We start from the raw sequence: 261 nt of genomic DNA, 5'->3' as shown, positions 1-261 counted from the left end.
CCAGTTGATGTCGGGCTGGCTGATCGATCGGTTCGGGCCCTGGCGTATCCTGGCGGCGGGCGTGGCGCTGTGGTCGCTCGCCACCATCTTGCTGGGCGTGGTGGGCGGCTTTGGCCTGCTGCTGCTGTTGCGGTTGCTGCTGGGGCTGGGCGAAAGCGTCACCTTCCCGGCCGAAGCCAAGCTGATGGCGCAGCAGATTCCCGCCGCAAAGCTGGGCGCGGCCAACGCCTGGGTGACGGTGGGCCAGGCGCTCGGCCCGTC

General features: G+C 70.1%; 1 protein-coding gene. It reads left to right on the top strand.

Annotation, left to right across the window (positions count from 1 at the left end):
- Positions 1 to 261, top strand: a 261-nt coding sequence (locus tag EOD29_RS32785) for an MFS transporter (RefSeq protein WP_127248856.1), incomplete at both ends; no start/stop codon positions are given.

The sequence above is a fragment of the Mesorhizobium sp. M1A.T.Ca.IN.004.03.1.1 genome, assembly GCF_003997555.1.
In the GTDB taxonomy this organism is placed as follows: Bacteria; Pseudomonadota; Alphaproteobacteria; order Rhizobiales; family Rhizobiaceae; genus Mesorhizobium.
The sequence above is the reverse complement of the archived record's forward strand: the minus strand, read 5'-3'. Positions and strand labels throughout refer to the sequence as shown.